This is a genomic window from Streptomyces spiroverticillatus (genome assembly GCA_014650415.1).
Classification (GTDB): domain Bacteria; phylum Actinomycetota; class Actinomycetes; order Streptomycetales; family Streptomycetaceae; genus Streptomyces; species Streptomyces spiroverticillatus.
Genome location: BMUX01000011.1, coordinates 183,796 through 206,368, shown reverse-complemented (window position 1 = coordinate 206,368; position 22,573 = coordinate 183,796). Strand labels below are relative to the sequence as shown.

At 71.6% G+C, this 22,573-nt stretch carries 23 protein-coding genes; 6 read left to right on the top strand and 17 right to left on the bottom strand.

Annotated elements, in window-relative coordinates:
• The first annotated feature begins 32 nt into the window (after nucleotides 1–32).
• From IE269_RS27605 to IE269_RS27585, 5 genes are all read left to right on the top strand, one after another.
• Nucleotides 33–776, top strand: coding sequence for an ABC transporter ATP-binding protein (locus IE269_RS27605; protein WP_189825868.1), 744 nt, complete (start codon nucleotides 33–35; stop codon nucleotides 774–776).
• A complete protein-coding gene (locus IE269_RS27600; RefSeq protein WP_189825867.1) occupies nucleotides 758–2,023 on the top strand; it encodes a hypothetical protein in 1,266 nt (421 codons plus the stop codon). The genes IE269_RS27605 and IE269_RS27600 overlap by 19 nt, the downstream gene beginning before the upstream one ends.
• A gap of 80 nt (nucleotides 2,024–2,103) precedes the next feature.
• Nucleotides 2,104–3,228 (top strand): LOG family protein, encoded by a 1,125-nt coding sequence (locus tag IE269_RS27595; RefSeq protein ID WP_189825866.1) that lies wholly within the window; start codon nucleotides 2,104–2,106, stop codon nucleotides 3,226–3,228.
• A gap of 54 nt (nucleotides 3,229–3,282) precedes the next feature.
• The gene (locus IE269_RS27590) at nucleotides 3,283–3,657 is read left to right on the top strand and encodes a VOC family protein (protein ID WP_189825865.1); all 375 of its coding nucleotides are present in this window, start codon (nucleotides 3,283–3,285) and stop codon (nucleotides 3,655–3,657) included.
• 173 nt (nucleotides 3,658–3,830) lie between these two features.
• Complete coding sequence (locus IE269_RS27585) at nucleotides 3,831–4,760, top strand: DMT family protein (RefSeq protein WP_189825864.1); 930 nt, start codon at nucleotides 3,831–3,833, stop codon at nucleotides 4,758–4,760.
• A 75-nt stretch (nucleotides 4,761–4,835) separates the two neighbouring features.
• Here IE269_RS27585 and IE269_RS27580 read toward each other — a convergent pair whose 3' ends face one another.
• The 9 genes from IE269_RS27580 to rpsB form a co-directional block, all read right to left on the bottom strand.
• The gene (locus IE269_RS27580; RefSeq protein WP_189825863.1) at nucleotides 4,836–5,879 is read right to left on the bottom strand and encodes an ABC transporter ATP-binding protein; all 1,044 of its coding nucleotides are present in this window, start codon (nucleotides 5,877–5,879) and stop codon (nucleotides 4,836–4,838) included.
• Between the two features lies 1 nt (nucleotide 5,880).
• Complete coding sequence (locus IE269_RS27575; protein WP_189825950.1) at nucleotides 5,881–7,500, bottom strand: ABC transporter permease; 1,620 nt, start codon at nucleotides 7,498–7,500, stop codon at nucleotides 5,881–5,883.
• A gap of 50 nt (nucleotides 7,501–7,550) precedes the next feature.
• Nucleotides 7,551–8,636 carry a thiamine ABC transporter substrate-binding protein gene (locus IE269_RS27570; RefSeq protein WP_189825862.1) on the bottom strand — a complete coding sequence of 362 codons (1,086 nt, stop codon included), beginning with the start codon at nucleotides 8,634–8,636 and terminating at the stop codon, nucleotides 7,551–7,553.
• 246 nt (nucleotides 8,637–8,882) lie between these two features.
• The gene (rlmN, locus tag IE269_RS27565) at nucleotides 8,883–9,989 is read right to left on the bottom strand and encodes a dual-specificity RNA methyltransferase RlmN (RefSeq protein WP_189825861.1); all 1,107 of its coding nucleotides are present in this window, start codon (nucleotides 9,987–9,989) and stop codon (nucleotides 8,883–8,885) included.
• A gap of 120 nt (nucleotides 9,990–10,109) precedes the next feature.
• The gene (locus IE269_RS27560) at nucleotides 10,110–11,267 is read right to left on the bottom strand and encodes a phosphatidate cytidylyltransferase (RefSeq protein WP_189825860.1); all 1,158 of its coding nucleotides are present in this window, start codon (nucleotides 11,265–11,267) and stop codon (nucleotides 10,110–10,112) included.
• Nucleotides 11,267–11,824 (bottom strand): ribosome recycling factor, encoded by a 558-nt coding sequence (frr, locus tag IE269_RS27555; RefSeq protein ID WP_189825859.1) that lies wholly within the window; start codon nucleotides 11,822–11,824, stop codon nucleotides 11,267–11,269. The genes IE269_RS27560 and frr overlap by 1 nt, the downstream gene beginning before the upstream one ends.
• A gap of 162 nt (nucleotides 11,825–11,986) precedes the next feature.
• Nucleotides 11,987–12,748 carry a UMP kinase gene (pyrH, locus tag IE269_RS27550; RefSeq protein ID WP_189825858.1) on the bottom strand — a complete coding sequence of 254 codons (762 nt, stop codon included), beginning with the start codon at nucleotides 12,746–12,748 and terminating at the stop codon, nucleotides 11,987–11,989.
• A gap of 185 nt (nucleotides 12,749–12,933) precedes the next feature.
• Nucleotides 12,934–13,770, bottom strand: coding sequence for a translation elongation factor Ts (tsf, locus tag IE269_RS27545; protein WP_189825857.1), 837 nt, complete (start codon nucleotides 13,768–13,770; stop codon nucleotides 12,934–12,936).
• Between the two features lie 157 nt (nucleotides 13,771–13,927).
• Nucleotides 13,928–14,824 carry a 30S ribosomal protein S2 gene (gene rpsB, locus IE269_RS27540; protein WP_189825856.1) on the bottom strand — a complete coding sequence of 299 codons (897 nt, stop codon included), beginning with the start codon at nucleotides 14,822–14,824 and terminating at the stop codon, nucleotides 13,928–13,930.
• A 292-nt stretch (nucleotides 14,825–15,116) separates the two neighbouring features.
• On the opposite strand from rpsB, the gene IE269_RS27535 reads away from it, so the two are divergent.
• On the top strand, nucleotides 15,117–15,770 hold the full coding sequence (locus IE269_RS27535) for a M23 family metallopeptidase (protein ID WP_189825855.1): 654 nt from the start codon (nucleotides 15,117–15,119) through the stop codon (nucleotides 15,768–15,770).
• On the opposite strand, the gene IE269_RS27530 is transcribed toward IE269_RS27535, so the two are convergent.
• The 8 genes from IE269_RS27530 to lepB form a co-directional block, all read right to left on the bottom strand.
• Nucleotides 15,724–16,284, bottom strand: coding sequence for a TetR/AcrR family transcriptional regulator (locus IE269_RS27530; protein ID WP_189825949.1), 561 nt, complete (start codon nucleotides 16,282–16,284; stop codon nucleotides 15,724–15,726). The two genes, IE269_RS27535 and IE269_RS27530, sit on opposite strands and share 47 nt — an antisense overlap.
• Nucleotides 16,285–16,394: 110 nt before the next feature.
• A complete protein-coding gene (whiG, locus tag IE269_RS27525; protein ID WP_189825854.1) occupies nucleotides 16,395–17,228 on the bottom strand; it encodes an RNA polymerase sigma factor WhiG in 834 nt (277 codons plus the stop codon).
• A 257-nt stretch (nucleotides 17,229–17,485) separates the two neighbouring features.
• Nucleotides 17,486–18,670 (bottom strand): DNA-processing protein DprA, encoded by a 1,185-nt coding sequence (gene dprA / locus IE269_RS27520; RefSeq protein ID WP_229898263.1) that lies wholly within the window; start codon nucleotides 18,668–18,670, stop codon nucleotides 17,486–17,488.
• A 41-nt stretch (nucleotides 18,671–18,711) separates the two neighbouring features.
• Entirely contained in the window at nucleotides 18,712–20,355 is a 1,644-nt protein-coding gene (locus tag IE269_RS27515) for a YifB family Mg chelatase-like AAA ATPase (protein WP_189825852.1), read from the bottom strand.
• Nucleotides 20,355–20,741 (bottom strand): YraN family protein, encoded by a 387-nt coding sequence (locus IE269_RS27510; protein WP_189825851.1) that lies wholly within the window; start codon nucleotides 20,739–20,741, stop codon nucleotides 20,355–20,357. Before IE269_RS27510 ends, IE269_RS27515 begins: the two co-directional genes overlap by 1 nt.
• A 123-nt stretch (nucleotides 20,742–20,864) precedes the next feature.
• Nucleotides 20,865–21,173, bottom strand: coding sequence for a DUF2469 domain-containing protein (locus tag IE269_RS27505; RefSeq protein WP_189825850.1), 309 nt, complete (start codon nucleotides 21,171–21,173; stop codon nucleotides 20,865–20,867).
• A gap of 55 nt (nucleotides 21,174–21,228) precedes the next feature.
• A complete protein-coding gene (locus IE269_RS27500) occupies nucleotides 21,229–21,750 on the bottom strand; it encodes an NUDIX hydrolase (RefSeq protein ID WP_229898268.1) in 522 nt (173 codons plus the stop codon).
• 53 nt (nucleotides 21,751–21,803) lie between these two features.
• Nucleotides 21,804–22,535, bottom strand: a complete 732-nt coding sequence (gene lepB, locus IE269_RS27495; protein ID WP_189825849.1) for a signal peptidase I — start codon at nucleotides 22,533–22,535, stop codon at nucleotides 21,804–21,806.
• Nucleotides 22,536–22,573 lie beyond the last annotated feature (38 nt).

Below are 22,573 nucleotides of genomic sequence, written 5' to 3'. Positions count from 1 at the left end.
ATTCGATCTGAACCTGACATGAGGTGTACGCCATGGTGGTCCCGCCGGACAACGCCCCACCGGACAACGACGTCCTCTGGGCCCGCTCCCTGCACCACGCCCATGAGGGGTCCCCCGCTCTCGTCGACGTGTCGCTGGCAGTGCGCGAGGGCGAGATCCTGGCCGTCACCGGCCCGCGCGGCAGCGGCAAGACCACCCTCCTCAACTGCCTCTCCGGGCACCTGGTCCCGGACGACGGCGAGGTCTGGTTCAACAGCGTCCCCGTGCACACCATGGGCGCGCTCACCCGCGAACGCCTGCGCCGCGACCGCTTCGCCTGGATCTCCTCCTCCCCCGACCTGGTCCCCGAGCTGACGGCCTGGGAGAACACCGCCCTCCCCCTCCTCCTGCGCGGCGAGGGCCACAAGGCCGCGAAGGCCACCGCCGTGGAGTGGCTGGAGCGCCTCGACATCGGCGCCGTCGCCCGCAAGCGCCCCGCCGCCCTCCTCCAGGCCCAGCGCCAGCGCGTCGCCATCGCCCGCGCCCTGGCCACCGCCCCCTCCGTGCTGTTCGCCGACGAGCCCACCGCCCCGCTGCACCGCTCGGACGCCGCCCAGGTGCTGCGCACCCTCACCACGGCCGCCCGCTCGCACTCCCTCACCGTGGTCCTCGCCACGCACGACCCGGAGGTCGCCGCCCTCGCGGACCGCGCCGTGCCGCTGCTGGACGGCCGCCGGGCGGCTTCCGCGCCCGTCGCCGGAACGGAGGGCCGGGCCGCGTGCTCGCTCTCCGCCTAGCCCGGGGCACCCACCCGCTGGTCCTGCTGCGCCGGCTGTTCGTCGCGGCGGCCTCGGCGGGCGTCGGCTTCCTCCTCCTGTGCACGCTGGGCCACGCCCTCTCCCACCCCGGCCAGACCTCCGCCTCGCTGCTGCGGCTGCTCTGGTGCCTGGCCCCGCTGGCCGCCACCGTGCAGTTCGCGGTGGCCGTCGCCCGTACGGATCCGAGCACCCGGCCCCGCCCCGGGCTCTCGGCGGTGGGCCTGGGCCCGGCCCGGCTCGCGGCCACGGCGGCGGCCTCGACCGCCCTGTCCTGCACGCTCGGCAGCATGGTCGCCCTCCTGGTCTTCCTGCATCTGCGGGGTGACCTGACGGGCCTGCCCTTCGACCGCGCGGGCACCGAACTCCTCGCCGCCGACCGGCCGTTGCCCCTGGCCGCAGTCGTCATCCTGCTCTCGCTGGCTCCCCTGACCGCCTCGACGGCGAGCGCGTGGGTCCTGCGCCCGCGCGGCGGGACGCGGGGCCGCCGCCCCGTGGCACCCCGTGGGGACGGCGTGCGGGACACCCCCGCCCCGCCCCCCGCGAGCAGCACCCCCCACACCACTGGCACCGCCACCCTCGCGCCCCCCACCCCCCTCGCCGCATCCCTCGTCACGTCCCCGCCCGCCGGTCTGCCGTGGGGCGTCGCGCTGACCGCCGCCGGGCTCGCCGTCGAGACGTACGCGAGCCGGGGCGGCGGCTCCGGGCGGGTGCTGCCGCTGCCGGGCCACGCGGACCTCGCCCCCGCGGGCGTCCTCGCCGGGTGGTCGCTGACCGCACTGGGCCTGGCGCTGGCCGGTCCGGGTCTTGTCCACCTGTGCGGCTTCCTGCTCCAGGCGGTGCGCCCCGGTGCGGTACGCCTCCTCGCCGGCCGGGTGCTCCAGGGCGAGGCCGGACGCATCGGCCGCCCCCTCGGGGTGGTCTGCGCGACCGCCTCCGGCCTGATCGCGGCCACCACCCTGTACTCCCGGGCCCCCGGCCCCTCCTTCGGCCCGCTCACCGCCCTCGGTGCCGCCCTCGTCCTGGTCTGCACGACGGCGACCCTGATCCTGGTGGCCCTGGAGACCAAGCAGGCCCGCACCGCCACCACCCGGGCCCTGCTGCGCCAGGGCGCCGCCGCCCAGACCCTGCGCGCGGCCGCGCTCACCCGGCTGGTCGCCCTGATCACCCTGTTCGCCCCGGTCACCTGGGCCCTGGCGACTCTCGCGGCGGCCCCGCTCGCCCCGTGACCCCCGTGGGCGCCGCCGAGGAACCGGCGGCGCCCACGACCCCTTCCCCGACCCGTGAACCCGCCCCCTACGATGGCCCGGTGCGCCTACACCCGGATCACGACAACGAGATCGAGACGCTGGCCGAGTTCGACCAGGTCGTCGCCCGCGGCCCCCTCAGCGGCTACCGCGTCCAGTCCGTCGACCTGACGGACCGTACAAAAGCCCTGCTGGCCACCGACGCGTCCGAGGCCATCTTCCTCGGCTGCCCGATGACCGACGAGGCGGGTGCCAAGCTCCGCGCGGGCGGGGCGCTGGTCTTCCCGCCGGTCCCCGACCTCCCCTTCGACCCCTACCGGGGTCTCCTCTACTCCCCCGACTCGCTCTTCGAGGGCCTCGCCGACGGCGGTTACGAGACGACGCCCGACGCCCTGGCCTACGCGTGGTTCCAGCGCACCAAGGCCGACGGCGACATATTCGCCTCGATGCTGCGCTCGGTCCACGACGACGCGATCTCCGACGCCCTCGACGAGTACGTCCTGGACTCCCCCGTGGTGGGCGTCATGGGCGGTCACGCCATGGCCCGCGGCACCGACGCCTACGCGGGTGCCGCCCGCCTCGGCCGCAGCCTCGCCCGCGCGGGCCTGACCGTCGCGACCGGCGGCGGCCCCGGCGCGATGGAGGCGGCGAACCTCGGCGCCTACGCCGCCCCGCACCCGGACGGCATGCTGGACGAGGCCCTCACCCTCCTCGGCAAGGCCCCCTCCTTCACCCCCTCCATCACGGACTGGGCCGCGGCCGCCTTCGCGGTGCGCTCCCGCTGGCCCGACGGCGGCGCGTCGGTCGGCATCCCCACCTGGTTCTACGGCCACGAGCCGCCGAACCCCTTCGCCTCCCACATCGCCAAGTACTTCGCCAACGCCACCCGCGAGGACGGCCTGCTGGCCCGCTCCACCGCCGGTGTGGTCTTCCTCCCGGGCGCGGCCGGGACCGTACAGGAGATCTTCGACAACGCGACCCCGAACTACTACGAGTCGCGGGGCGAACCCACTCCCATGGTCCTGGTGGACCGCGCCCACTGGACCGACCGCCTCCCCACCTGGCCGCTTCTCCAGGCCCTCGCCCGGGAACGCGCGATGGAACACCGCATCGCCCTGGTCGACACGGTCGCCGAGGCGCCCGCAGCCCTGGAGCGGCTCCGGTCGGCCGAGATCCCCCGGACCTGAGCGGCCGCACAAAACCGATAGTGCCCGCCGGGCCGCGCGGTCATAGTGGCGCGCATGGCATCTCTCGTACGACACGTGACCATCGACTGCGCCGACGCCCACAAGCTGGGCACCTTCTGGGCGGCGGTGCTCGAAGCCCCGCTCGCCGACGACGATCTCCCCGGAGACCCCGAGGCCCTGCTCCGGACGCCGGGCGTCGGGGTCCTCTTCGTCCAGGTCCCCGACCCGAAGACGGTCAAGAACCGCGTCCACCTGGACATCCAGCCCCAGGACCGCACCCGCGACGAGGAGGTCGAGCGCATCCGGGCGCTCGGTGCCACGCTCGTGGGCGACCACCGCAGGTCCGACGGGACCGGCTGGGTGACCCTCGCGGATCCCGAGGGCAACGAGTTCTGCGTCGAGCGCAGCGGCGCCGAGCGGACCGGCTGACCGGCTGACCGGCTTCGACGCAGACGGCCGACAGATCCGGCCGCCGCAGACGGCCGACACATACGGCCGAGCCTGAGGCAACGTTCCCGGGGAAACGTACGTCTCGTAGTCGGAGGACATTTCACGTCCTCGTACGACCCGTACGACTCGCACATCCGTGAACGGAGCTTTTGGTGCTCATCGGCCTCATCACCGCCATCGCGGCCTCGGTCTGCTACGGCACGGGCTCCGTCCTGCAAGCCGTCGGCTCGCGGAAGTCCGCGCGCCGCGAGGCCGCCTCGGCGGCCACCGCCGCCGCCGGCGTCACCCAGCACGGCGGACCCAGCCTGTCCTCGACCGCCAAGGCGGCGATGACCTGGGAGTTCATCGTCGGCACGATTCTCGACTTCGTCGGCTTCGGGCTCGGTGCGCTGGCGGCGCGCATGCTGCCGCTGTTCCTCTCCCAGACCGTGATCAGCGCCAACCTGGTCATCACGGCGGTGCTGAGCGTGAAGATGCTCGGGATCAGGCTGAGCCGCAAGGAGTGGACGTCGATCGCGGTCGTCTGCGGCTCCCTGGTGCTCCTCGCCACGGCGGCGGGCCACGAGGGCAGCGGCCACACCGAGCGGGCGACCCACTGGTGGCTGCTCATCGTCTCCGTGGCGCTGATGGTGCTGGGCACGGTGGCCGTACGTCTCATGGGCGCGGGGGCCGCGATCCTCGCCGGTCTCCTCTCGGGCCTCGGCTTCGGCGCGCTGGGCGTGGGCGTTCGCATCCTCGACGGCGTCGACCCCTTCGACCTGGGCACCCTGCTCGCCGACCCGGCGCTCTACGCCATCCTGGTCGCGGGCATCGGCGGCATGTACCTGCACACGGTGGCCCTCCAGATCGGCTCGGTCAACGGCGCCACCGCGGCCCTGGTGGTCGGCGAGACGGTCCTGCCCGGGCTGATCGGGGTGGTCTGGCTGGGCGACGCGTCGCGCCCGGGATTCGCCTGGGTCGCGATCATCGGCTTCGTCCTGGCCGTGGCGGGCGCCGTCGCGGTCGCCTGGTACGGCAAGCACGAGGGCGAGTCGGGCACGGAGCCCGACGCGTCACGGCCCCTGGTCGACACGGCCCGCTGACCCCGGCCCGCCGCCTTCACGCCCCGCCGCTTCACGCCCGCCGCCTTCACGCCCCGCCGCTTCACGCCCGCCGCCTCACCCCTCCAGCAGCACGACCTCGTCCGCCGCGAACACCGCGCCCACCTGCGCACCGACATCCGGCGCATCCCGCAGCGGACACTCGGCCTCCAGCAGCGGGCCGTCCGCAGGACGCAGCTGTACGGCGACGTGGTGACCCCGGAAGGTCCGGGCGAGCACCGTGCACGGCAGCCCGTCGGCGACCGGCACCAGCCGGACCCCGGCGGGCCGCACCAGCAGCCGGGCCCCGCCCTGCGGTGCGCCCGCCGGGACGGGGATCTTGCCCCAGACGGTGTCGGCGGCCTCGCCGGTGACCGTCGCCTCCACCACGTTGTCGAAGCCGAGGAAACGGGCGACGAACTCGGACGCGGGCCGCTGCCACACCTCCAGCGGGGTGCCGGACTGGGCGATCCGGCCGTCCCGCATGACGACGACCCGGTCGGCCAGCGCGAAGGCCTCGCCCTGGTCGTGGGTGACGGCCAGGACCGTGGTGCCGAGCCGCTCGAAGAGCTGACGCAGTTCGACCACGAGCCGCTCGCGCAGGCTGCGGTCGAGCTGCCCCAGCGGCTCGTCCAGCATCAGCAGGGCGGGCCGGGGGGCCAGCGCCCGGGCGAGGGCGACGCGCTGCTGTTCGCCGCCGGAGAGGGTGGCGACGGCCCGGCGCTGGGCGCCCGGCAGACCGACGAGTTCGAGGAGCTCGGCGACCCGTTCGGTCTGTTCGGCCCGCCCCGCCCCGTGCATCCGCAGCCCGAAGGCGACATTGCCGCCGACGTCACGCTGCGGGAAGAGCTGGTGGTCCTGGAACATCAGGCCCACCCCGCGCTTGTGCACCGGGACCCCGGTCTGGTCCCTGCCCTCCAGGAGCACCCGCCCGGAATCCAGCGGCTGGAGCCCGGCCACCGCACGCAGCAGCGTCGACTTGCCGCTGCCGCTCGGCCCGAGCACGCAGACGATCTCGTGCGCGGCGACCGACAGGTCGACCGTGTCGAGCGCCGCCCGTGCCCCGAAGCGCACGGTCGCGGCCTGAAGGTCCAGCAGCGGCTTGGCCGCGGTGTCGGTCATGTCAGAACTCCCCGGATACGGATCGGTCGGGCCGGATGCGTTCCAGCACCAGCAGCGACACCGCGCACACGACCATCAGGATCGTGCTGAGCGCCATCGCCTGCCCGTAGTTGAGGTCCCCGGCCCGCCCCAGCAGCCGGGCCACGGCCACCGGCAGCGTCGGATTGTCGGGCCGCGCGATGAACACGGTCGCCCCGAACTCGCCCAGCGACACGGCGAAGGCGAACCCGGCCGCGACGAGCAGCGCCCGCCGCACCATCGGCAGGTCGACCTCCCGCCACGCCCGCAGCGGCGACGCCCCGAGCACGGCCGCCGCCTCCCGCAGCCGCCCGTCCACAGCCCGCAGGACCGGAAGCATGGTCCGTACGACAAAGGGCACGCCCACCAGCGCCTGCGCCAGCGGCACCAGGATCCACGAGGTCCGCAGATCAAACGGCGGCTGGTTGAGGGTGATGAGGAAACCGAAGCCGACGGTCACCGCCGACACCCCGAGCGGCAGCATCAGCAGCGCGTCGAAGCCCCGCACGAGGCGTCCCGCCCGCCGGGTCAGCGCGGCGGCGGCCAAACCGCCGACCACCAGGGCGATGAGGGTCGCCACGACGGCGTACTGGAGGGAATTCCAGACGGCCTCCAGCGGCGGTACGAGGAAGGTCCCGCCCCCTCCGTCGGCCGACTGGAGCGCCCGGTAGTAGCGGAATCCGTACCCGTCCGGGCCCTGGAACGAACGCTCTACCAACACGGCGAGCGGCAGCAGGATCAGCACCAGCACGGTGACCAGCACCCCACCCAGCAGCGCCCACTGCCCCGCCCCCCGCGGACGGCGTGCCGTGCGGGCCGGGTCGACGAGCCGCAGCGCGCTCTCCCTGCGCCGTACGGTCCAGGCGTGCACGGCGAGGATCGTGCCCACGGCCGCGAACTGCACGAGGGTGAGCACGGCCGCCGTCGGCAGGTCCAGGAACTGGGCGGTCTGCCGGTAGATCTCCACCTCCAGGGTGGAGAAGGACGGCCCGCCCAGGATCTGCACGACGCCGAAGGAGGTGAAGGTGAAGAGGAACACCATCAGCGCGGCCGCCGCCACGGCCGGCGCGAGCGCGGGCAGGGTCACCTTCCGCCAGGCGGCGAAACGCCCCGCGCCCAGCACGCGGGCCGCCTCCTCCTGCCGGGGGTCGAGCTGCGACCACAGGCCGCCCACGGTCCGTACGACGACCGCGTAGTTGAAGAAGACGTGCGCGAGCAGGATCGCCCACACACTGGTGTCCAGCCGCAGACCCCACAGCTCGGCCAGCAGCCCGCCCCGCCCGAGCACGGCCAGGAAGGCACTGCCCACCACGACCGTCGGCAGCACGAACGGCACGGTGACCACGGCCCGCAGCAACTGCTTGCCGGGGAAGTCGAACCGGGCGAAGACGTACGCCGCCGGAAGGGCGAGCAGCAGGGTGAGCGCGGTGGAGGCGGCGGCCTGCCAGGTGGTGAACCACAGCACCCCACCGATGTCGGGGTCGCCCAGCACCTCCCCGATCCGCCCGAACTGCCAGGTCCCGCCGGACTTCAGCCCCCGCCCGACGATCGCGATCACCGGGTAGGCGAAGAACAGCCCGAAGAACGCGAGCGGCACGGCCATCAGCCCGAGCCGCACCGCGCTCCCGCGCCATGCACCCCGCCGGGGCGCGACTACTTCTTCACCAGCGAGGACCACGTCTTGACCCACTGCTCACGGTTCTCGGTGATCTTCTTGGGGTCCACGGTCAGCGGCTTCTCCGCCTTCTCGCCGAACTTGGCGTACACCTCGGGGAGCTTGGTGTCCTTGACCGCCGGGTTGACGAACATCTTCAGCGGCAGGTCCTCCTGGAACTGCTTGCCGATGAGGAAGTCGAGGAGCGCCTTGCCGCCGGCCGCGTTCTTAGCGCCGTCGAGCAGTCCGGCGAACTCGATCTGCCGGAAGCAGGTCCCGGTGGCGACACCGGTCGGGGCCTCGGTCGGACGGGGTTCGGCGTACAGCACCTCGACGGGCGGGCTGGAGGCGTACGAGACGACCAGCGGCCGGTCGGCCTTGGCCTTCTTGCCGCCAGCGGAACCGGAGAACTCCTCGTTGTAGGCCCGCTCCCAGCCGTCGACGACCTTGACGCCGTTGTTCTTGAGCTTCTGCCAGTACCCCTGCCAGCCGTCGTCGCCGTACTGCCCGGCGGTCGCGAGCAGGAAGCCGAGGCCCGGCGAGGAGTTCGCCGCGTCCTCCACGACCAGGAGGTCCTTGTACGCGGGCTTCACCAGGTCGTCGAGGGTCTTCGGCGGCGCGAGCTTCTTGTCGGCGAAGAACTTCTTGTCGTAGTTGACGCAGATGTCGCCGGTGTCGACGGGCGTCACCCGGTGCTCGCCCTTGTCGAGCTGGAGGTCGGCGGGTATCGCGTCCAGGCCCTTGGCCTCGTACGACTGGAAGAGGCCGTTGTCGAGGGCACGCGAGAGCAGGGTGTTGTCGACGCCGAAGAAGACGTCGCCGCGCGGCGAGCCCTTGGTGAGGATCTCCTGGTTGAGGGCGGCGCCCGCGTCCCCGCTCTTGAGGACCTTGACCGTGTAGCCGGTCTCCTGCGTGAACGCCTTCAGCACGGCGGGCGAGACGTCGAACGAGTCGTGGCTGACCAGCGTGACGGTCTTGTCGCCCTTCGAGGGCGCCCCGCTGTCGGTGCCTCCGCACGCGGCGAGCGCGCTGACACCGACGGCGGCGGCCAGTGCCGTGGCGGCGTACCTCTTGATGGTGCTCACTGGTGGTTTTCCTCCTGGACATGACCAGGAAGAGACGCGGCCCTGCCCGCACCCCGAAAGGGCTGCGGGCAGGGCGCAACAGCTTGAGTAACGACCGAACTTCCTACCCAGAATGACCTGGGCAAGGTTCAGAGGGTCTGCGGCCTTGGCCGTCCGAAGACGACCGGTGCCGCACTCTCAGCGCTGTGGCGCTCCCCTGTCGGAAATATGTAAATGTGCAGCCCAGCCTACATGGGCCCCTTCGAACTAGCGCTCGGAGGCGGCGAGCTGCCCGCAGGCCCCGTCGATCTCCTGGCCCCGGGTGTCCCGCACGGTCACCGGCACCCCGTGCGCCGCGATGGCCTCGACGAAGGCCTTCTCGTCCTCGGGCCGCGAAGCGGTCCACTTGGAGCCCGGCGTCGGGTTCAGCGGGATGAGATTGACGTGCACCCGCTTGTTCTTCAGCAGCCGGCCCAGCAGGTCGCCCCGCCACGCCTGGTCGTTGATGTCCCGGATGAGCGCGTACTCGATCGAGATCCGGCGCCCGGACTTCTCCGCGTACTCCCACGCGGCGTCCAGCACCTCCCGCACCTTCCAGCGCGTGTTGACCGGCACCAGGGTGTCGCGCAGCTCGTCGTCCGGCGCGTGCAGCGACACGGCGAGCCGGCACTTGAAGCCCTCGTCCGCGAACCGCAGCATCGCGGGCACGAGCCCGACCGTGGACACGGTGATGCCGCGCTGCGAAAGCCCCAGCCCGTCCGGCTCGGGGTCGGTCAGCCGGCGGATCGCCCCGACGACGCGCTTGTAGTTCGCGAGCGGCTCGCCCATGCCCATGAAGACGATGTTCGACAGCCGCGCAGGCCCGCCCGGAACCTCGCCGTCCCGCAGCGCGCGCATCCCGTCGACGATCTGGTGCACGATCTCCGCCGTCGACAGGTTCCGGTCGAGACCGGCCTGCCCGGTGGCGCAGAAGGGGCAGTTCATGCCGCAGCCCGCCTGCGAGGAGATGCACATGGTGACCCGGTCCGGGTACCGCATGAGCACGGACTCCACCAGGGTCCCGTCGTGCATCTTCCACAGCGTCTTGCGCGTGGTGTCCTGGTCGGTCGACAGATGCCGTACGACGGTCATCAGCTCGGGCAGCAGCGCGTCCCGCAGCTTGTCGCGCGAACCGGCGGGGATGTCGGTCCACTCCGCCGGGTCGTGGGCGTACCGGGCGAAGTAGTGCTGGGACAGCTGCTTGGCGCGGAACGGCTTCTCGCCGATCTCGGCAACCGCTTCCTTGCGCTCGGCGGGCGTGAGGTCGGCGAGGTGCCGCGGGGGCTTCTTGGCTCCGCGGGGCGCGACGAAAGTGAGTTCTCCGGGCTTAGGCATGGTCATACCAGTGTCTCAGATGTACGACAAGGGGCCCGCCGTCCTGTGGACAGCGGGCCCCTCACACGCAAAGCAGCAGGTCACAGCACCTGGATCAGGCCGATGGATCAGGCTGACGGGTCAGGCCGATCCCACGAAGATCACCAGCATCAGCCACACCACCGGAGCCGTCGGCAGCAGCGAGTCCAGCCGGTCCATGATGCCGCCGTGGCCGGGCAGCAGCGTGCCCATGTCCTTGATCCCGAGATCCCTCTTGATCATGGACTCGCCCAGGTCGCCCAGCGTCGCACTGGCCGCGACCGCGAGGCCCAGCAGCACGCCCTGCCACCACGTACCGCCGTCGACCAGCAACGTCATGCACAGCACACCCGCCACCATCGCGAAGGCGATCGCACCGAGCAGCCCCTCGCGGGTCTTGCCGGGGCTGATCTTCGGCGCCAGCTTGTGCTTGCCGAAGCGCCAGCCCACCGCATACGCACCGGTGTCGCTGACCACGGTCAGCAGCAGGAAGGTGAGCACCCGCTGCGGTCCGTCGTCGGCGGTGAGCATCAGCGCGACGAAGGTGGCCAGGAACGGCACGTAGAACGCGGCGAAGACACCCGCGGTGACGTCCTTGAGGTACCCCTCCGGCGGTTCGGTCATCCGCCAGACCAGCACCGCCAGCGCCGTGAGCGCCATGGCGACCCACGCACCCTCGGGGCCGCGGACGTACCCGGCGACGACCATGGCCGCACCGCCGACCGCGAGCGGCACCAGCGGCGCCTTGATGCCCTTGCGCTCCTCCAGCCGCGAGGTCAGCTCCCACAGCCCGACGACCACGGCGACCGCTATGACGCCGACGAACGCGGCCTTCCAGATGAACAGCGAGGCGACGATCACCACGCCGAGGCCGAGGCCGACTCCTATGGCGGAGCGCAGATCACGGCCCGCCCGCTTCTTCTGGGGGGGCTGGGGCGGCTGCTGCGCCTGAGGCTGCTGCGGCGCCGGGGACGGGGTGGACATGGGCTCCTGCGGCATCTCGTCGCGGAACGGAGAACCGCCCTGCGGCATGTCATCACCGAACGGGGGACCGCTCCACGTCGCAGGAGCGCTCCCCCGGTTCCGGTCGTCGCGGTCGTCGGCGTCTCTGCCTGTCTCGGGCACGATGGGCATGGGCCGAGTGTGCTGGGCGTCATGCGCATCGTACGCGGGACCCGCCGGGAGGGGCCCCTGGTCGGGGGCGGTCCATTCACCGGCATAGCCCGCCCTCGGTCGGGCCCCCCAGGAAGAGTCGTTCATCAGACCTCGAGCAGCTCGGCTTCCTTGTGCTTCAGCAGCTCGTCCACCTGCGCCACGTACTTCGCGGTGGTGTCGTCGAGCTCCTTCTCCGCACGGCGGACCTCGTCCTCGCCGGCCTCCTTGTCCTTGACCAGCTTGTCAAGGGTGTCCTTGGCCTTGCGGCGGATGGAGCGGATGGAGATCCGGGAGTCCTCGGCCTTGTTGCGCGCGACCTTGATGTAGTCCTTGCGGCGCTCCTCCGTCAGCTGGGGGAACGTCACTCGGATGATGCGACCGTCGTTGCTCGGGTTGACGCCGAGGTCGGAGTCGCGGATGGCCTGCTCGATGTTGCGCAGGGCGCTCGCGTCGAAGGGGGTCACCACGGCCATGCGCGGCTCGGGGACCGAGAACGACGCCAGCTGGTTGATGGGGGTCAGAGCACCGTAGTAGTCGGCCACGATCTTGTTGAACATCGCCGGGTGCGCACGGCCGGTGCGGATCGCGGCGAAGTCCTCCTTGGCGACCACGACGGCCTTCTCCATTTTCTCCTCGGCCTCAAGAAGAATTTCTTCAATCACCACGTACTCCTGCATGTCTTGAACTGCGCTGCATGTCTTGGACTGCTGCTGCGTGCGTCTGCTGTGCGTGCATCTGCTGCGTGCGTCATTACCTGCACGGTGTCCGACCGGCAGGACATTGTCCATCCCCCGGCCGGACCACGGGGACGAACCACAAACCTGTCAGCCCCGATTGCCCCGGGCGTTGACGAGCGTGCCGATCTTCTCACCCTTGACCGCGCGGGCGATATTGCCCTCGGCCAGCAGCTCGAAGACCAGGATCGGCAGGTCGTTGTCACGGCACAGGGTGATCGCGGTGGCGTCGGCGACCTTGAGGTCGCGGGACAGCACCTCGCTGTACTCCAGCGCGTCGAACTTGACCGCTTCGGGGTTCTTCTTGGGGTCGGAGTCGTACACCCCGTCGACCCCGTTCTTGCCCATGAGCAGGGCTTCCGCGTCGATCTCCAGCGCGCGCTGGGCGGCCGTGGTGTCGGTGGAGAAGTACGGCATGCCCATGCCGGCGCCGAAGATCACGACGCGCCCCTTCTCCAGGTGGCGCACGGCGCGCAGCGGGATGTACGGCTCCGCGACCTGGCCCATGGTGATGGCGGTCTGAACGCGGGAGTCGATGCCCTCCTTCTCCAGGAAGTCCTGGAGGGCGAGGCAGTTCATGACGGTGCCGAGCATGCCCATGTAGTCCGAGCGGGCCCGGTCCATGCCGCGCTGCTGGAGTTCGGCGCCGCGGAAGAAGTTGCCGCCGCCGATGACGACCGCGATCTCCGCGCCGTCGCGGACGACCGCGGCGATCTCACGCGCGATGGCGTGGACGACGTCGGGGTCGACACCGAGGGCACCGCCACCGGCGAACGCCTCTCCGGAGAGCTTCAGCATGAAGCGCCCGGTCTTCTTGCCGTTGTCCTGGTTCGGCTGCTGCGCCTGATTCATGGGCTTGATATCTCCTCGTGCACATACGAAGAAGGCCATTGCCGGTGGATCCTTGCGGTTCCCTCTGCGGCAATGGCCTCCTCGTCAGATCCGCGGCCGTCCGGCGCGTGCGCCGGGCGGCTGCATCAGACCCTAGCCGGGTCTGGCGATGTTCGCGTTACGTCGACAGGGTCGGACGTACGGACTCAGATGCCGACCTTGATGCGCGAGAAGCGCTTCAGGGTGACGCCGGCCTCGTCCAGGACCTTCTGGACGGACTTCTTGTTGTCCAGCGCGTACGGCTGGCCCAGGAGCGTGGCCTCCTTGAAGAAGCCGTTCACGCGACCCTCGACGATCTTCGGGAGGGCGGCCTCGGGCTTGCCCTCGGCGCGCGTGGTCTCCTCGGCGACGCGGCGCTCGGCCTCGACGACCTCGGCCGGAACGTCTTCCTTGGTGAGGTACTTCGGCGCGAAGGCGGCGATGTGCTGGGCGATGCCACGGGCCAGCTCGGCGTCGGCCTTGTCCAGCTCGACCAGAACACCGATCTGCGGGGGCAGGTCGGGCATGGTGCGGTGCATGTACGCGGTCACGTACGCACCCTCGAACTGGGCGAAGCGCTCCAGGACGATCTTCTCGCCCAGGTTGGCGTTGGCCTCGTCGACGAACGCCTGAACCGTCTTGCCGGCCTCGATCTCGGAGGCGAGCAGCGCGGCGATGTCGGCCGGCTTGGTGGCGGCGACGTGCGCGGCGAGCTGGTTGGCGACGGCCTGGAACTTGTCACCCTTGGCGACGAAGTCCGTCTCGCACTTGAGCTCGACGATGACACCGGAGGTGTTGTCGTCGGCGATCAGGGAGACGACGGCACCGTTCTCGGCAGAACGGCCCTCGCGCTTGGCGACGCCCTTCTGACCCTTGATACGGAGGGCCTCGACGGCCTTGTCGACGTTGCCGTCGGCCTCGTCGAGCGCCTTCTTGCAGTCCATCATGCCGGCGCCGGTGAGCTCGCGGAGCTTCTTGACGTCAGCGGCGGTGTAGTTCGCCATGAGTCTGTGAATCTCTTCTCGAAAGTCGAAGGTCGTGATCTACGTGATCTGCGTCGACGGATGAGTGAAGCGTCTACGTGATCTACGGGTGGACGGCGGGGGCGGCACGCCTGTGGGCGTACCCTCCCCCGCCGTCTGTCAGCCGTTAAGGGCTGGGTCAGGCCTGCTCGGCGTCCGCGGCCGGAGCCTCGGCAGCGGCCTCGGCCGGCTTCTCGGCCTCGGCGGCCGGAGCAGCCTCGGCGGCGGCGTCGGCGGCCGGAGCCTCGTCAGCCTTCTTGTCACCCTCGAGCAGGTCGCGCTCCCACTCGGCGAGGGGCTCGCCGGCGGCCTTGTCGCCCGGCTTGGAGTCGCCCGTGGCGGCACCGGAGCGGGCGATGAGGCCCTCGGCGACGGCGTCGGCGATCACGCGGGTGAGCAGCGTGACGGAGCGGATCGCGTCGTCGTTGCCGGGGATCTTGTAGTCGACCTCGTCGGGGTCGCAGTTGGTGTCGAGGATCGCGACGACCGGGATGCGCAGCTTGCGCGCCTCACCGACGGCGATGTGCTCCTTCTTGGTGTCGACGATCCACACCGCGGAGGGAACCTTCGACATCTCGCGGATACCGCCGAGGGTCTTCTCCAGCTTGGCCTTCTCGCGCGAGAGAACCAGGAGCTCCTTCTTGGTGAGGCCCGACGCGGCCACGTCCTCGAAGTCGATGAGCTCCAGCTCCTTCAGGCGCTGGAGGCGCTTGTAGACGGTGGAGAAGTTGGTCAGCATGCCGCCGAGCCAGCGCTGGTTCACGTAGGGCATGCCCACGCGGGTCGCCTGCTCGGCAATGGCCTCCTGGGCCTGCTTCTTCGTACCGACGAACATGATGGAACCGCCGTGGGCGACGGTCTCCTTCACGAACTCGTAGGCGCGGTCGATGTACGACAGCGACTGCAGGAGGTCGATGATGTAGATGCCGTTGCGCTCCGTGAAGATGAAGCGCTTCATCTTCGGGTTCCAACGACGGGTCTGGTGACCGAAGTGGACGCCGCTTTCCAGCAGCTCCCGCATCGTGACGACGGCCATGGCCGTACTCCTTGAGGTACTCGGTTATCGCTTCCGCCGGACGGCGGTCGCGCCTGACGTCCCACGCGTCGTGACCGTCGAGGAGTGAACCCTTGAGGACCGAGCGACGCTGCCACTGACCGCTGAGAGGGTGGTGGCGGGACGTGCGAAGTCGACCCGGTGACCCGGATCGCCACAAGAAGTGTACGGGACCCGCACAGTGCCGGGTGACGGCGTTGTCCACAACCGTCCGGCCGTCCACAGATCCGGTCCATGATCCCCGCGAAATCGCCCGCTGCGGGACCGTTCTCGCATGTACCGACTGATGCTCCTGACCCTGGCCGTGCTCCTGTGGCAGGCCGTCCCGGCCCTCGCCGCCGAGGACCAGGACCGCGCCTGGCCGGTGGGCGTGCGCCCTGCTGTCGTACGGGGCTGGGAGCCGCCGCCCTCGCGGTACGCGGCCGGGCACCGCGGTGTGGACCTGGCGGCCGAGCCGGGCGCACCGGTGCGGGCCGCGGCGGCGGGGAAGGTGTCGTTCGCGGGCCGGGTGGCGGGGCGCGGAGTGCTGTCCGTCACGCTGCCCGGCACCGGGGACCCGCCGCTGCGCACGACGTACGAGCCGGTGCGCACCCTGGTCACGGAGGGCGAGGAGGTGCGTGCGGGTCAGGTGGTGGCGGTGCTGGAGCCGGGGGCGTACCACTGCCCCGCGGGCGGCTGTCTGCACTGGGGTCTGCTGCGGGGTGCGGACTACCTGGACCCGCTGTCCCTGCTCCCGCCCGGCCTGCTGCACCGCGGCCCGCCCCGGCTGCTGCCGGTGTTCGGGGTGCCGTTGCCCGCTGCTGCGGTACGGGACGGGGCGCTGCCGGTGGCGGTGCTGGCGGGCCCCGTGTGGTGGCTGGGGCGACGGGGCGGCTGGGGCGTCAGCCCCGGACGCCGCGCAGGGCCATCGAGACGGCGGCGTCGGTGATGACGGCCGGGTCCTCGGCGGCGCCGCCCAGTTCCAGACGGCGGACGGCCGCGTCCACGACGCCCTGGAGCATCATGGCGGCCAGCCGGGGCTGCTCGTGGCCGAGGTCGCGCAGGGCGTCGCCGATCATCGTGACGAGTCCGCCGTGCGCGGCACGGATCTTCTCGCGGGCGCCGGCGTCCAGCTCGCTCGCGGAGATCGCGACGACGGCCCGGTGACGACGGTCGCCGACCAGCGTCAGCTGTTGCCGTACGTACGCCTCGACCTTGCCCTCGGCGGTGTCGGCCGCCGCCATGGCGTCCTCGACCTCGGCCGCCCAGACGGGGAAGTCGACGGCGCACAGCTCCTCGACGACCGCCCCCCGGGAGCGGAAATACTCGTAGACCGAGGAGCGGGCCAGGCCCGTGCGCTCGGCGAGGGCGGGGAAGGTCAGCGCCTCCGTACCGCCTTCGGACAGGAGGGAGCGGGCAGCGTCCAGAAGGGCACTGCGCTGCATCGTCCGGTGCTCGGCCACGGAGGCCGCTCGAATCCTTGGCACGCATCCACAATACGGATGCCCGCCGGAGAAGACGACGGGGTACACCCGGCAGGACCGATTCAGCGGCTTTTGCGCCCCTGTGCGGCTCAGCGGCCGACGTCCGCCAGCTTGGCCCGGAGCTGGAGGACCGACTTGGTGTGGATCTGGCTGACCCGGCTCTCCGTGACGCCGAGCACATTGCCGATCTCGGCGAGGGTGAGGCCCTCGTAGTAGTAGAGGGTGATCACGGTCTTCTCGCGGTCGGGGAGGGTGTTGATCGAGCGGGCGAGCAGCCGGCGCAGCTCGCGGTCCTCGGCGACCTCGACGGGGTTGTCGGCGCTGGTGTCCTCCAGCGTCTCCATCAGGCTGAGGCGGTCGCCCTCGCCGCCCGCGTGCAGCAGCTCTTCGAGGGCGACCACGTTGGCGAGCGACAACTGGCTGAAGACGGCGTGCAGTTCCTCGACCGCGATGCCCATCTCGGAGGCGACCTCGCCCTCGGAGGGGGTCCGGCGGAGCTTGGCCTCCAGGGTGGCGTAGGCGCGCTCGACGGCCTTGGCCTTCTGCCGTACGGAGCGGGGGATCCAGTCCAGGGCGCGCAGTTCGTCGATCATCGCGCCGCGGATGCGGGTAATGGCGTACGTCTCGAACTTGATGGAGCGCTCGATGTCGAACTTCTCGATGGCGTCAATGAGCCCGAAGACTCCGGAGGACACGAAGTCGGCCTGCTCGACGTTGGCGGGCAGCCCCACGCTGACGCGGCCCGCGACGTACTTCACCAGCGGCGAGTAGTGCAGGATCAGCTGCTCCCGCAGCCGCTCGTCGCCCGTGGTCTTGTACGACCGCCACAACTCGTCCACGGACGAGGGCGCCGGGGGCCGTACGGCACCGCGGGCAGCCGGGGGCGCTGCCGCGCGGTCAGACCCGGAGGTGTGCTGGGGCATGCGTTGCCTTGAGCCGTTCTGCTGTGACGTGAGGGGGACTTGGTGCCATGTGTGGTGCCTGAGCGAGGCGAAATCCTTGCGAGCGTAGCGTGACAGAGGCGTCGCAGTGCGCGAAGGACATGGAGCCGGATCGTCCGGTTGACGGCCGCGGGCCGCGCCCGGGCGCGGTTGCCGTCGCCGGGCGCGGCGGCTCCTGCCGGGGTCGAATGCCTGGTTCCACGGTCATTCTCGTTACTTTTTCACTCAGAAGCCCCTGGTCAAGCACCGCCTCGCCGGTCGCGCGCGGCGCGTACCGCACTTGACGCCAACTGCCAGCCGTCGCCGTGGCGTTCGACGAACCCGAGGGAGTGCAGTTCGTACAGCCTGGCGAGCGCCTCGTCCCGGGTGGTCGCCGCTTCGCGTGCGACGTCGCGCGCGTCGGCGGTGCGCCGGGCGGGCAGCGCCTCCAGCACCCGGGCAGTGACGGGGTCCAGGAGGTCCTTGGGCAGGACGGGTCCGCGCCGGGCGGGGGCCAGGTCGCCGATCTCGCCGACGAGTTCGACGACTTCGGCCGCATCGGTCACCAGCACGCCCTCGCCGCGCAGCAGTTCATGGACGCCCGCCGAGAGTCCGCTGGTGGCGGGACCGGGCACGCCCATGGTGAAGCGGCCCAGGCGCCCGGCGCTGCGGGCGGTGACGAGCGAACCGCTGCGGTACTCGGCCTCGACGACGACCGTGCCCCGGGTGAGGGCGGCGATGACCCGGTTGCGCAGCACGAAGCGGCTGGGAGTGGGGTGGCTGCCGGGTGGCAACTCGCCCACCACGAGGCCCTGTTCCGCGATGCGTTCGATCAACTCGGCGTGGCCGCGCGGGTAGACGACGTCGATCCCGCAGGCCAGTACCGCCACGGTGGCCCCGCCCGCGCCCAGCACCCCTCGGTGCGCCGCCCCGTCGATGCCGAAGGCGGCCCCCGAGACGACCACCCAGCCGCGCTCGGCGAGGCCCGCGCCGAGGGTGGTCGCCATGTGCGCCCCGTACGGTGTGCAGGCGCGGGCGCCGACGACGGCGACGGAACGCAAGCCCCACATCCGCAGGTTCGGCCGGCCCCTGACCCACAGCGCGACCGGCCGGGCGTCCCCGAGGTCGTCGAGCTGGCCGGGCCACTCCTCGTCGCCGGGGCAGACCAGCCGCCCGCCGACGGAGGCCGCCGCCGCCAGGTACCGCTGCGGGTCGACGGCGGCGGCCCGGCTGCGGTAGCCGTCGAGCCGTTTCTCACTGGCCCCGGTGAGGGGTGCTCCGGGCATGAACGCGGGCGCGGTCAGCCTGCGCAGCACTTCGACGGGGCCGTGCTCGCGCAGCCAGCGTCCGCCGGTCTCGTCACCGGGTTCGATGATCCCGGTGAGCGCGGCCCGCGCGGCCCGCGCCTCCTCGCCCGCCCGCACCGACGCCTCCGCCCGCGGCATCTCCGCTCCCGGCTCCTCGGCCCCACAGCTCCTCCCCGGGCTCATGTCACTCCCCCGCCCACCAGGACCGGCGGGTCCGCCCGGTGCGGCGGCCGGACCGCGCCCCGGTCGACCCCGGTGCGCATCTGGAGGGCCAGCTCCAGGTCGTTGCGGTCGGGCCGGTCGTGGCCGTGCAGGTCGGCGACGGTCCAGGCGACGCGCAGCACCCGGTCGAAGCCGCGTGCGGTGAGCAGCCCGCGCTCCATGTCCCGCTCGGCGGCGCCCAAGGCCTCGGGCGCCGACACCCAGCGGGTGCGCAGTTCATGGCCCGGCACTTCGCTGTTGTTGGCCCAGGGCGTGCCCGCCAGCCGGGCGGCGGCCCGCTCCCTGGCGGCACGCACCCGGGCCGCGACGGCCTCGGTCGTCTCCCCGTGTCCACCGGCGTCCATCAGGTCGGAGCGGGTCACGGCCTCCACCCTGACCCGGAGGTCGACCCGGTCGATCAGCGGCCCCGACAGCCTGGCCTGATAGCGCCTGACCGTCGCAGCCCCGCAGTCGCACACGGCCTCCGTCTGCCCGAACCGCCCGCAGGGACAGGGGTTCGCCGCCAGCACCATCTGGAAGCGGGCGGGCAGCCGCACCACCCCGGCGCTGCGGGCCACCACCACGTACCCGGACTCCAGCGGCTGCCTCAGCGAATCGAGCGCCTTGGCGGTGAATTCAGGCGCTTCGTCCATAAAGAGAATTCCTCGATGAGCGAGGGAGACCGCGCCCGGCCGGGGCAGTCCGTTGCCGCCGCCGATGAGGGACTGCATGGTCGCGGAGTGGTGGGGCGCGCAGTACGGGGCCCGGGTGACCAGCGGTTCGCCGGGCGGGAGAATGCCCGCCACCGAGTGCACGGCGGTGACTTCGAGGGACTCCTGCCGGGTGAGCGGAGGCAGCAGGCCCCGCAGCCGCTCCGCCAGCATGGTCTTGCCGGCGCCCGGCGGCCCGTGCAGCAGCAGGTGGTGTCCGCCGGCGGCGGCGATCTCCAGGGCGAAGCGGGCGACGCCCTGCCCGCCGACGTCCGCGAGGTCGGCCACCTCGTCGCCGCCGGAGGTCAGTCCGGTGCCCGCCCCCGCGCCGGGCACCATGAGCCCGGCCAGCATGGCGTCGGGCCGCCCCTCCTCGGCGGGCTCCTCCTCCGGCACTTCCTCCCCGGCGAGCACCGCGATGAGCTGGCGCAGGCTGCGTACCCCGAGGACGGAGATGCCCGGCACCAACGCGGCCTCCGCCGCGCACTGTTCGGGCACGACCACCTGCCGGTATCCCGCCTCGGCGGCGGCGAGCACCGCCGGGAGGATGCCGCGCACCGGTCGGACCCTGCCATCGAGCCCCAGTTCGCCGATCACCACCAGGTCGGCGATCTCCCGGGGGTCGACGCGCTCGGCGGCGCTCAGCACGGCGACCGCCACGGCCAGGTCGAAGCCGCTGCCGGACTTGGGCACCGAGGCGGGGCTGAGCCCCACCGTCAGCTTCTTCTGCGGCCACAGGACCCCGGAGTTGACCACCGCGGCCCGCACCCGGTCCTTGCTCTCCACCAGGCTCTTGTCGGGGAGCCCGACCAGGGCGAAGGCCGCGACGCCCGGCTCCAGGTCGGCCTGCACCTCGACGACGACGCCCTCGACGCCGACCAGCGCCACCGAACACGTACGCGCGAATCCCATCAGGCCACCCCCCGCAGGTGTTCCACGACGGGGGCCCCGCGCCGGGGCAGGGTGACGCCCACCAGGTCGATCCGGGCGCCGCCCGGGGGTGCGCCGCCGTGCGCGTGCAGATAGAGCTCGGCGAGGGTGTGCAGGCGTCGGGCCTTGTCGGCGGTGATGCCTTCGGCGGGGTGCTGGAAGGCGCCGGTCCGCCGGGTCTTGACCTCGCAGACGACGAGCGCGTCGCCGTCGCGGGCCACGATGTCGATCTCTCCGGCCCGGCAGCGCCAGTTGCGCTCCAGGACGGTCATTCCGGCCTCGGTGAGCCGTCGGGCCGCGAGGTCCTCGCCGTACCGGCCGAGGCCCCCGCGTGCGCTTCGGGGACCGGGTGTGCGGGTTGCGTTCATTCGGTTCCACCTCCGGAACCGAATGTGACGCAATCCCCGCGATTCAGTGGATCTTGGTGGACAACCGGGCAGTTGTGGAAAACTCCGTCACCCGTGAGGGGGGGGCGATCAGCGAGAGGGCACTCAGCCGCCCGGCAGCTCCAGGTCGCTCTTGTTGAGCTCCTCCACGTTCACGTCCTTGAACGTGAGCACCCGCACCTGCTTGACGAACCTGGCGGGCCGGTACATGTCCCAGACCCATGCGTCCGCCATCGTTACTTCGAAAAACACCTCGCCCTGGACCGAGTGCACCTGCATCTCGTAGTCGTTGGTGAGGTAGAAGCGCCGTTCGGTCTCGATCACATATTTGAACAGACCGACGACATCGCGGTACTCCCGGTAGAGCTTCAGCTCCATCTCGGTCTCGTACTTCTCGAGGTCCTCGGCGCTCATGGCATGTTCCCCTTCAGCCGTGCGTCCCCCTATTGTGCGCCAGCCCCGTACGCCCCTATGCGATTTCCGGGGCCAGAACGATCGGCGTACTCGGAGGACCCTCGTCGAGCAGCGTGCGCAGCAGCTCGGCGAGCCTGGTCGGGTACACCGTCTCACGCGTCGCCGACAGCGCGGCGGAGGACCACCACCGCAGCCCCGCCGTGCTGCGTCGTTCCAGCTCCGTGAGGCCGGTCATATCAGTCTCGGTCTGCCGGGTACGGGCCAGGAAGAACCATTCCTCCTGGTCCCAGCGCCGCCCGTCGAACACGAACGAGCAGACCCGCTGCCACAGCAGGGGCCCCAGCTCGACGTCCGTGATCCCCGTCTCCTCCGCGACCTCGCGCAGCGCCGCCTCGGCGAGGCTCTCCTCGCCCTCCAGGCCGCCGCCCGGGGTGAACCACCACTTGCGGTCCGGCTCCTCGGGCTCGAAGCCGTGCATCAGCAGCACCCGGTCCTCGGGGTCGAGCAGGATGACCCGTGCGACCTTCCGCAGCGGCCTGCCCGACCCGTTGTCCGCACCGGTCGTCTCCGCGGTCACGTTGTCCGGACCGGTCGTCTCCGCGGTCACATCCACACCTGCAGTCTCAGAGCTCACGCCCGCACCTTCTTCCGTCGTCCGGCCATGCTGGCGAGCGGCCCGTACGCCGCCCCGCCGAGGATCAGCACCACTCCCACCACGACCGCCGTCACCAGCAGCTTGACCGGTCCCGGCGCGGAGACCCCGCCCGGCAGGTCCGCGAAGGCCCCCGGCCGCTCCACCACGCCGCCGACCGGCCAGGCCACGGCATCCACCCGGGCATCCACCCGGGCCAGTGGCACCGTGCCGTGCGTGGAGTCGCCGAGGTGGCCCCGGGAGTCCACCGAGGTGCGCCGCTCGTCGCCGAGCAGGAACAGCTCCCCCTCGGGCACCGTCGCACTGAACGACGTCACGGCCGTCCCCTGCCGGGAGGCCGCCGGCAGATACGTTTCGTCGAGCGCCTTCCCGTTCAGCTGGAGGCGGTTCTGCTTGTCGCAGCAGACGACCTTGTCGCCGCCGACGCCGACCACCCGCTTCACCATCGGCATCGCGCCCCACACCTCGTCGGTGAAGACCACGACGTCCCCGCGCCGCACCTCGTCGCCCGATATCCGCTGGGCGAGCACCCGGTCGCCGGTGTTGATCGTCGGGGTCATCGAGTCCGACGGCACGGTGTACGGCTTGTACACCAGCGCTCCCCAGGCGAACCCGCCGAGGAAGAGCACACAGCCGACGGCCACGGCCAGCCCCGACAGCACATTGCCGAGGCGGCCGCGGCCGTCTTCCTTGCGTCCTGCTTCGCCCATCCCAGCGCTCCCCCTGTTTCGGAGATCAACGATCTGGG

What these genes read in the sequence shown, in the direction of transcription:
- IE269_RS27605 (WP_189825868.1), top strand. Translation starts at nt 33, where the DNA reads ATGGTGGTCCCGCCGGACAACGCCCCACCGGACAACGACGTCCTCTGG.
- IE269_RS27590 (WP_189825865.1), top strand. Translation starts at nt 3,283, where the DNA reads ATGGCATCTCTCGTACGACACGTGACCATCGACTGCGCCGACGCCCAC.
- IE269_RS27580 (WP_189825863.1), bottom strand. Translation starts at nt 5,879, where the DNA reads ATGACCGACACCGCGGCCAAGCCGCTGCTGGACCTTCAGGCCGCGACC.
- IE269_RS27575 (WP_189825950.1), bottom strand. Translation starts at nt 7,500, where the DNA reads ATGGCCGTGCCGCTCGCGTTCTTCGGGCTGTTCTTCGCCTACCCGGTG.
- rlmN (WP_189825861.1), bottom strand. Translation starts at nt 9,989, where the DNA reads ATGCCTAAGCCCGGAGAACTCACTTTCGTCGCGCCCCGCGGAGCCAAG.
- IE269_RS27560 (WP_189825860.1), bottom strand. Translation starts at nt 11,267, where the DNA reads ATGAACGACTCTTCCTGGGGGGCCCGACCGAGGGCGGGCTATGCCGGT.
- pyrH (WP_189825858.1), bottom strand. Translation starts at nt 12,748, where the DNA reads ATGAATCAGGCGCAGCAGCCGAACCAGGACAACGGCAAGAAGACCGGG.
- tsf (WP_189825857.1), bottom strand. Translation starts at nt 13,770, where the DNA reads ATGGCGAACTACACCGCCGCTGACGTCAAGAAGCTCCGCGAGCTCACC.
- rpsB (WP_189825856.1), bottom strand. Translation starts at nt 14,824, where the DNA reads ATGGCCGTCGTCACGATGCGGGAGCTGCTGGAAAGCGGCGTCCACTTC.
- IE269_RS27535 (WP_189825855.1), top strand. Translation starts at nt 15,117, where the DNA reads ATGTACCGACTGATGCTCCTGACCCTGGCCGTGCTCCTGTGGCAGGCC.
- whiG (WP_189825854.1), bottom strand. Translation starts at nt 17,228, where the DNA reads ATGCCCCAGCACACCTCCGGGTCTGACCGCGCGGCAGCGCCCCCGGCT.
- dprA (WP_229898263.1), bottom strand. Translation starts at nt 18,670, where the DNA reads ATGCCGCGGGCGGAGGCGTCGGTGCGGGCGGGCGAGGAGGCGCGGGCC.
- IE269_RS27515 (WP_189825852.1), bottom strand. Translation starts at nt 20,355, where the DNA reads ATGGGATTCGCGCGTACGTGTTCGGTGGCGCTGGTCGGCGTCGAGGGC.
- IE269_RS27510 (WP_189825851.1), bottom strand. Translation starts at nt 20,741, where the DNA reads ATGAACGCAACCCGCACACCCGGTCCCCGAAGCGCACGCGGGGGCCTC.
- IE269_RS27505 (WP_189825850.1), bottom strand. Translation starts at nt 21,173, where the DNA reads ATGAGCGCCGAGGACCTCGAGAAGTACGAGACCGAGATGGAGCTGAAG.
- lepB (WP_189825849.1), bottom strand. Translation starts at nt 22,535, where the DNA reads ATGGGCGAAGCAGGACGCAAGGAAGACGGCCGCGGCCGCCTCGGCAAT.